Origin of the sequence: Verticiella alkaliphila (assembly GCF_018904615.1) — a bacterium.
Classification (GTDB): Bacteria; Pseudomonadota; Gammaproteobacteria; order Burkholderiales; family Burkholderiaceae_B; genus Verticiella; species Verticiella alkaliphila.
In genome coordinates, this window is record NZ_JADCNH010000037.1 from 34,387 (window position 1) to 42,139 (window position 7,753).

Here is a 7,753-nt window from a genome sequence, read left to right on the forward strand (position 1 = left end):
GATGGGCATACGGTCACAGCACTGAACCCAGCATGCGGCGGGCGCTTTCGAGGTGGGGCAGCAACGAGTGCACCATGTCCTCGAGGCTCACCCGCTGGGTGCCCACCACGAGACTCATGGCGGCGACCGTGCGTCCCGCATGGTCGCGCAGCGGCACGGCGATCGAGCGCACGCCGAGCTCGAGCTCCTCGTTGCACACCGCATAACCTTGGAGTCGCGCCGCCTGTACCGCGGCCATGAGGGCGTCCACATCCACCAAGGTATGCGGCGTGAGGCGGCGCAGCGGCACCTGGCGCAATCGACGCTCCAGAACGTCGTCAGGCAGTTCCGCGAGCAGGATCCGACCCGTCGCGGCGCTCTGGGCCGGCAGACGCGAGCCCATGCCAAGGCCATTGGACAAGCTGCGGCGCGCGGTGGCCCGTGCCACGAACACGGCCTCCATGCCGTCCAGTACGGCGACGGAACTGGACTCGTGCGTTCGCTCCGTCGTGGCCTCGAGCACCGGTTGCACCAGACGGCCCAACGGATTAGAAGCGACATAGGCATGCCCCAGGCGCAGGGTGCGTGGTGCTAGGCGGAAGTACTTGCCATCGCTCTCCACGTAACCCAGCCGCTGCAGCGTGAGCAGGGAGCGCCGAGCCGATGCCCGGGTGTGCCCCGTGATCTCGGCGGCTTCGCTCAGGGTGAGGGCACCGCCCCGCATCCCGAACGCTTCCACGATGGCAAGCCCCTTTTCCAGACCGGCCACGTATTCCTTGTCTTCCTTGCTGCGCTCGTCCATCGCGGCCATCCGTTCGAATTGCGAACATTCTAACCATGGCGTTGACCCCGGCATAAAACACGAACTAGTGTTCGCTATGCGATCACCTGTTCGATAACTATAACGGAGCGTACGATGAGACATTGCCTCGCCGGGGCCGCCGCCGCGCTGATGCTGACCTGTAGCCCAGCCATCGCGGCATCCCCCCCTTCCTTTCCTGACAGGCCGGTGCGGATCATCGTCCCGTACCCGGCAGGTGGCACGGCCGACGTGCTGCCACGCTTGCTGGGCCAGCACCTGGGCCGAATCTGGGGTCAACCCGTCGTGGTCGAGAATCGTGCCGGCGCGGGCGGCAACATCGGGGCCGACGCTGCTGCCAAGGCCACCCCGGACGGCTACACCCTGCTCGCGACGCCACCGGCCCCGTTGGTCATCAATCAGAACCTGTATCGGGATCTGCCCTACGATCCCGCACGTTTCACCCCCATCACCACCCTGGCATCCGCACCGAACGTTCTTGCCGTGCGCAAGGACTTCCCGGCGCGCGACATCACGGCGTTCATAGCCTATGCGAAGGCCCATCCTGGCCAGATCACCGTGGCCACCCAGGGCAACGGAACCACATCCCACCTGACGGGGGCCATGTTCGCGCGCGCGGCCGGAACCCCTTTCGTGTTCGTGCCCTACCGCGGCACGGCGCCGGCGATGGCTGATCTCATGGGCGGTCAGGTCGACGTCTTCTTCGACAACATCGGATCGATGGCAGCGCAGCACGCAAGCGGCATGACGCGCATTCTGGCGGTCACGAGCGCGCAGCGCAGTCCCTTGCTGCCCGAGGTGCCGACGCTCGCCGAATCCGGCTTGCCGGGTTTCGAATCCTCGACCTGGTTCGGTCTGGTGGCCCCCCCCGACACCCCGCCGGCCGTGGCAGCACAGGTGCATGCCGCGGTGATCGAGGCACTGCGGGCGCCCGAGATCGTGGCCAAATTCAAGGAGCAGGGCGTGCTGCCCGTCGGGGAATCGCGCGACGAGGCCGAGGCGTTCATGCAACGCGAGCGCCAGCGCTGGAAGGGCGTCATCGAGACGTCGGACGTGACCCTCAACTGAAGACACCCGCATCGCTACTTTTATTACTTTTTAATATAAGCTAAACAATTATCGGTCGTTCTCGTTAGAAGGCGCGGAGGGCATCATCCCCTCATGCGCCTTCAACCTCTCATCGTGCCCGGCTGGAACGGGTCGGGTCCTGAACACTGGCAAAGCCGGTGGGAAGCGACGCTGCCGCGCGCCCAGCGGGTCGAGCAGACGGACTGGCGCGCGCCGGAGCGGGCTGACTGGACGTTGCGGCTCGCCCAAGCCATCGACGCCTCGTCACGTCCCCCTCTGTTGATCGCCCACAGCCTGGGTTGCATCACGGTGGCGCATCTGCCCTTTCCGGTTCGCCAGAAAGTCGCCGCCGCGCTGTTGGTGGCTCCGGCCGATGTCGAGCGTGACGGCGCACCCCAACATCTTTCGAGCTTTGCCCCCGTACCACGCGTGGGACTGGGCTTTCCCACCATCGTCGTCGCCAGCACGAATGACCCGTATTGCGCGCTGGCCCGGGCACAGGCGTTCGCAGCCGACTGGGGCGGTGACCTCGTCGTGCTGGAGCACGCCGGCCACATCAACGCCGATTCCGGGCTCGATGATTGGCCGCAGGGCCAGCGCTTGCTGGCGTCGCTGCGACGACGATGTCGATGGCGCATCCCGATGGCGCCCGCCGACCGCATCGCTGCCATGCCCACGCCCATACACGATTGAACCCTCTTATTTCTATCCGAACTGCCTCACCAGGATTGCATTCCATGTTGAAGAAACTGCTTGTCTCGGCCGTCGCCACCGCGACGCTCCTCACCGCCCCGGGCGCGTTCGCCCAGAGCAAGGAGTTGCTGAATTCGTCCTACGACATCGCCCGCGAGCTCTTCGGTGCCGTCAATCCGAAGTTCCAGGAATACTGGAAGAAGAACCACAACGAAGACGTCAGCGTGACGCAGTCCCATGGCGGCTCCTCGCGCCAAGCGCAGGCCATTCTGCAGGGTCTGAAGGCTGATGTCGTCACCTTCAATCAGGTCACCGACGTCGACTTCCTGGCCCAACGCAACTTCGTGGCCAAGGACTGGCAGCAAGCCTTCCCGAACAACGCCTCGCCCTACTACAGCACCATTGGCTTCCTGGTGCGTGATGGCAATCCGAAGAACATCAAGAACTGGGACGACCTGGTCCGCGACGATGTGCGCCTGGTCTTCCCGAACCCGAAGACCTCGGGCAATGCGCGCTACACCTACCTCGCGGCCTGGCTGTACGCCAACCAGGCCTTCAACGGCGACGAGGCCAAGGTCAAGCAGTTCGTCGGCAAGCTGCTCTCCAATGTGGAGAACTTTCCCACGGGCGGCCGTGGCGCTACGGTGGCCTTTGCCCAGAACAATCAGGGCGACGTGCTGCTGACCTTCGAATCCGAAGTGCAGAACATTGCCGCGGGCGACGAATTCAAGGCGCTCAAGCTGCAGCCGGTGATCCCGCCCGTCAGCATCCTGGCTGAGTTCCCGGTGGCCGTGGTGGATCGCGTGGCCAAGGAGAAGGGCACCGAGGCGCTGGCCAAGGGCTACCTGGATTATCTGTACACGCCCGAAGCCCAGGAACTGCTGGCGAGCTTCTACTACCGCGTGCATGACGAAGCCGTCATCAAGGCCAATGCCGAGCGCTTCCCGAAGGTCGAGCTCCTGAAGGTCGAAGACGGCATCGGCCCGTGGGAAAAGGTCCAACAGGCGCATTTCGGTTCGGGTGGCATCCTGGACGAGCTGCTGGCGGCAGGCCGCCGGTAAACGAGGACTGGTCCGGTGCGCGCCTTGATGGGGCGCACACCGGATCGTCTATAGTTCTGCGTGCCGCCGCCAGCGGCGCCTCGAACGCCGGACAAGCGCCCTTTTGCGCGGCCCTTCGGGCCGCGCTTTGCCATGGGCCGGCGCAATTCGCTCACCGGGATGTACGGCTTGGCCTTCTCTTTCTTCACGCAGCGGCCCACGCTGCCGGGCTTTGCGCCCACCTTTGGCATCAGCGTGCTGTTTCTCAGCCTGGTGATCCTGCTGCCGCTGTCGGCTCTGTTTCTCTACACCAGCGACATGAGCTGGGCCCAGTACTGGCGCGCCATCAGCGAGCCGCGCGTGCTGGCAAGCTATGGCACGACGATCATGGGCGCCGTCTATGCGACCGTCGCCGCGACGCTGATCGGCCTGCTCTTTGCCTGGATTCTCACGCGCTACGACTTTCCCGGTCGTCGCCTGCTCGATGCCATGGTCGATCTGCCCTTCGCCCTGCCCACGGCCGTCGCGGGCCTCACGCTTTCCGTGCTGCTCGCGCCAGGCGGCTGGGTGGGCCAATGGCTCGCCCCTTTCGGCATCCAGGTCGCCTACGCATTCCCCGGCATCGTGATTGCGATGACGTTCACGAGCCTGCCCTTTGTCGTGCGGGCAGTACAACCCGTGCTCGAGGACCTGGGCCCCGAGTATGAAGAAGCAGCCAACACGCTGGGTGCCACGCGCACGCAGGTCTTTGCCCGCGTGATCTTCCCGACGCTCGTGCCCGCGCTGGTGGCGGGCGCCTCGCAATCGTTCATCCGCAGCCTGGGCGAATTCGGCGCGGTGATCATGATTGCGGGCAACAAGCCCTTCGAGACCGAAGTCACTTCCCTCATGATCTTCGTGCGCCTGGCCGAATACGACTATCCCGCCGCTGCCGCCATCGCCTCGGTGGTGCTGGCCGTCTCGCTGCTGTTGCTCTTCGGCCTGCAGATCGTGCAGAGCCGCTTCTCTGTCTGGCAAGGCCGGGGCTGACACCATGAAGAAGAAACCCCAATCCTGGCAGCAATGGTCCCTCATCATCCTGGGCCTGACCATCGCCACGTTCCTCCTCGTGCTGCCGCTCGTGCTGATCTTCAGCCGTGCGCTCTCGGGCGGGTGGGACATGCTGGTGCAGAACCTGGCCGATGGAGACATGCGCCACGCCATCATGCTCACCTTGCTCGCCACGGGTCTCACGGTGCCCATCAACCTGGTCTTCGGCGTCTGCCTGGCCTGGTGCGTGACGCGCTATGAATTCCGCGGGCGCAAGCTGCTGCTCACGCTCATCGACATTCCCTATGCCACCTCGCCCGTGGTCGCGGGCCTGTGCTATCTGACCACCTACGGTCTGGAGAGCACCCTCGGCGGCTGGCTCTCGGGCCACAACGTGCAACTCATGTTCGCCTGGCCTGGCATCGTCATGGTCACCGTGTTCGTGACCTCGCCCTACGTGGCCCGCGTGCTGATCCCGCTCATGCAGACCCAGGGACGCGAAGAGGAACACGCGGCGCTCACGCTGGGCGCGAGCGGCTGGCAGATCTTTCGCAAGGTCACCCTGCCCAACATCCGCTGGGCGCTGCTCTACGGCACGGTCATCACCAACGCGCGCGCGGTGGGCGAATTCGGCGCCGTGCTGGTGGTGTCAGGGGCGATCCGCGGGCAGACGGTGACGCTGCCGCTGCTCGTGGAGCAGCTCAACGACGACTACAAGACCGTGGCCGCCTTCACCGCCGCCGCCCTGCTCGCCTGCATGGCCATGCTCACGCTCCTGCTCAAGACCGTGATGGAGTGGCGCCAGGCCCACAAAGGCACTGCCATGCCCTCGGCCGAGCGCCCGGCAGGCGCGCCAGCGACGACATGACCACGGGCGTGAGTCCGCAGGCTACGCCGCCCACCGCCGGCGTCAGGCCGCCCGGTCACCGCAGCGACGATCTGCGCGCCGTGCTCGCCGGCCTGCTCGCCTCGCTGGTGGGATTTGGCAGCACCTTTGCCGTGGTCATCCAGGGGCTGGGTGCCGCCGGTGCCGACACGGCCCAGATCACGTCCGGTCTTTTCATGCTGTGCCTGTCCGTGGGCGCCGTGGCCATCGCCGTGGCGTTGCGCTATCGCACCCCCGTGGGGATCGCGTGGTCCACGCCGGCCGCCGCCCTGCTCGTGAGCACTGGCACCCTGCCCGGCGGCTTCGCCGTCGCGGTCGGTGCCTTCCTGGTGGCAGGTCTGCTCATCGTGATCTCGGGGCTGTGGCGGCCGTTGGGTACGCTCATCACCCGCATTCCGGCACCTATCGCCAATGCCATGCTCGCCGGCGTGCTGCTCAAGCTGTGTCTCGCGCCCTTCGGGGCCATCGACAGTGTCGGCTGGCCCGCGCTCGTGCTGCTCGGGGTGTACGTGGTGGCGTTCCGCTTCGCGCGTCTCTTCGCCGTTCCTGCCACGGTGGTGGCCGCGTTCGCGCTGCTCGCGCTGGACCCTGCCGGCCACGCCATGACGCTCGCGCTGCCCTCGCTCACCTGGGTCACGCCGGTGTTCACGTGGGATGGTGTCGTGGGCCTTGCCCTGCCCCTGTTCCTGGTCACGATGGCATCGCAGAACATTCCGGGCATTGCCGTGTTGTCGGTGTATGGTTACCACCCGCCTGCGGGACCGCTCTTTCGCACGACGGGCGGTGCATCCATGCTCACCGCGCCTTTCGGTGTGCCCACGATCAGCCTGGCCGCGATCACGGCAGCGCTCATCGCCAGCCCCGATGCCCATCCGCGCCCGGACCGTCGCTATCTCGCCGCCGTGATGGCGGGTGTGGGCTACGTGGCGCTGGCGCTGCTCGCCGCAGTGGCGGCCAGTGCGGTGACGGCATCGCCGCCGGTGCTGATCCAGGCCGTCGCCGGGCTCGCCCTGCTGGGTGCGCTGGGCAGCTCGCTGGTCAATGGCCTGAAGGACGAACCCCACCGGCCCGCGGCGCTCTTCACCTTCCTCGTGACGGCCAGCGGCATCAGCCCGCTTGGCATCGGCGCGGCATTCTGGGGGCTGGTAGCGGGCCTCGCCGTACACGCCCTGCAGCACAGCGTGCGCAGCTAAGGCCCGCCGTGCCCGACGTCACGTAACGCCGGGCACTGTGCTCAGCTGCCGCCCAGCATCGCGGCGGCGAACTCATCCGCCACGAAGGGTTGCAAGTCCTCGACCCCTTCGCCCACGCCGATCCAGTAGACCGGCACCGGGCGCACGCCCTGCGAGCCTGCGGCGACTGCCGCCAGAATCCCGCCCTTGGCCGTGCCGTCGAGCTTGGTGACGACCAGGCCCGTCAAGCCCAGCGCCTCGTCGAATGCCTTGATCTGCGCGAGCGCATTCTGACCCGTGTTGCCATCGACGACGAGCAGGGTTTCGTGCGGCGCGGCCGCGTCGGCCTTGCCGATGACGCGCCGGACCTTCTGCAACTCGGCCATCAGGTGCAGTTGCGTCGGCAGCCGTCCGGCCGTGTCCACCATGACCACGCCCACGTCCCGGGCGCGGCCGGCCTGCACAGCGTCGAACGCCACGGCCGCCGGATCGCCGCCCTCACGCTGGGCGATCACCGCCACGTTGTTGGCTTCGCCCCACTGGATGAGCTGCTCGCGCGCGGCGGCACGGAAGGTGTCGCCCGCGGCCAGCAGCACGCTGCTGCCCTGCGCCTGGAAGGCGCGGGCGAGCTTGCCGATGGAGGTCGTCTTGCCGGCGCCGTTCACGCCCGCGATCATCACCACCAGCGGCTGCGCGCGGGTGAGATCGAAAGGCCGTTCCAGCGGTTTCAGTTGCTCGGCCAGCAGCTCGCGCATCACCTCCTTCACGCGCGCGCCATCTTCGATGCGTTCCTTGCGCACACGCGCTCGCAGCGCGGTCAGCAGGCGATCTGTGGCCTCGACGCCCGCATCGGACATGATGAGCGCGGTCTCGAGCTCTTCGAAGAGGTCTTCGTCGACTTTGACGTTGACGAAGAGGCCGGTGAAGCTCTGGCCCGTGCGCGCAAGACCGGCACGCAGCCGACCCAGCCAGGACGTCTTGGCAGGCGCATCTGACACGGCGGCTGCCGTGGCCGCCGGCGTGTACGCCGCGCGGCGCGGTGCGGCGCCCGGCCGTTGGGCGGGCT

8 protein-coding genes are annotated in these 7,753 nt (G+C 66.9%); 6 read left to right on the forward strand and 2 right to left on the reverse strand.

Going from position 1 to position 7,753, the window contains the following annotated elements; genetic code table 11:
• Positions 1–13: 13 nt before the first annotated feature.
• Positions 14–781: an IclR family transcriptional regulator domain-containing protein gene (locus IMZ29_RS18255; protein WP_253207250.1), complete on the reverse strand. Its 768-nt coding sequence runs from the start codon at positions 779–781 to the stop codon at positions 14–16.
• A 207-nt stretch (positions 782–988) separates the two neighbouring features.
• Between IMZ29_RS18255 and IMZ29_RS18260 the strand changes: the two genes are divergently transcribed.
• The 6 genes from IMZ29_RS18260 to IMZ29_RS18285 all read left to right on the forward strand — a co-directional run bounded on the left by IMZ29_RS18260 (position 989) and on the right by IMZ29_RS18285 (position 6,708).
• Positions 989–1,867, forward strand: a complete 879-nt coding sequence (locus tag IMZ29_RS18260) for a Bug family tripartite tricarboxylate transporter substrate binding protein (RefSeq protein WP_216186756.1) — start codon at positions 989–991, stop codon at positions 1,865–1,867.
• Positions 1,868–1,960: 93 nt separating this feature from the next.
• Positions 1,961–2,560, forward strand: coding sequence for an RBBP9/YdeN family alpha/beta hydrolase (locus IMZ29_RS18265; RefSeq protein WP_216186757.1), 600 nt, complete (start codon positions 1,961–1,963; stop codon positions 2,558–2,560).
• Positions 2,561–2,604: 44 nt separating this feature from the next.
• Complete coding sequence (gene cysP, locus IMZ29_RS18270) at positions 2,605–3,621, forward strand: thiosulfate ABC transporter substrate-binding protein CysP (protein WP_216186759.1); 1,017 nt, start codon at positions 2,605–2,607, stop codon at positions 3,619–3,621.
• 132 nt (positions 3,622–3,753) lie between these two features.
• Positions 3,754–4,629: a sulfate ABC transporter permease subunit CysT gene (cysT, locus tag IMZ29_RS18275; RefSeq protein ID WP_253207251.1), complete on the forward strand. Its 876-nt coding sequence runs from the start codon at positions 3,754–3,756 to the stop codon at positions 4,627–4,629.
• Between the two features lie 4 nt (positions 4,630–4,633).
• Positions 4,634–5,497, forward strand: a complete 864-nt coding sequence (cysW, locus tag IMZ29_RS18280) for a sulfate ABC transporter permease subunit CysW (protein WP_216186762.1) — start codon at positions 4,634–4,636, stop codon at positions 5,495–5,497.
• Positions 5,494–6,708: a benzoate/H(+) symporter BenE family transporter gene (locus IMZ29_RS18285; RefSeq protein WP_216186764.1), complete on the forward strand. Its 1,215-nt coding sequence runs from the start codon at positions 5,494–5,496 to the stop codon at positions 6,706–6,708. The genes cysW and IMZ29_RS18285 overlap by 4 nt, the downstream gene beginning before the upstream one ends.
• 41 nt (positions 6,709–6,749) lie before the next feature.
• Here IMZ29_RS18285 and ftsY read toward each other — a convergent pair.
• Positions 6,750–7,753, reverse strand: a 1,004-nt coding sequence (gene ftsY / locus IMZ29_RS18290) for a signal recognition particle-docking protein FtsY (RefSeq protein WP_253207252.1), incomplete at its 5' end; no start/stop codon positions are given.

Coding starts and splice junctions, on each gene's coding strand:
- IMZ29_RS18255 (WP_253207250.1), bottom strand. CDS start 781: ATGGACGAGCGCAGCAAGGAAGACAAGGAATACGTGGCCGGTCTGGAA.
- IMZ29_RS18265 (WP_216186757.1), top strand. CDS start 1,961: ATGCGCCTTCAACCTCTCATCGTGCCCGGCTGGAACGGGTCGGGTCCT.
- cysP (WP_216186759.1), top strand. CDS start 2,605: ATGTTGAAGAAACTGCTTGTCTCGGCCGTCGCCACCGCGACGCTCCTC.
- cysT (WP_253207251.1), top strand. CDS start 3,754: ATGGGCCGGCGCAATTCGCTCACCGGGATGTACGGCTTGGCCTTCTCT.
- cysW (WP_216186762.1), top strand. CDS start 4,634: ATGAAGAAGAAACCCCAATCCTGGCAGCAATGGTCCCTCATCATCCTG.
- IMZ29_RS18285 (WP_216186764.1), top strand. CDS start 5,494: ATGACCACGGGCGTGAGTCCGCAGGCTACGCCGCCCACCGCCGGCGTC.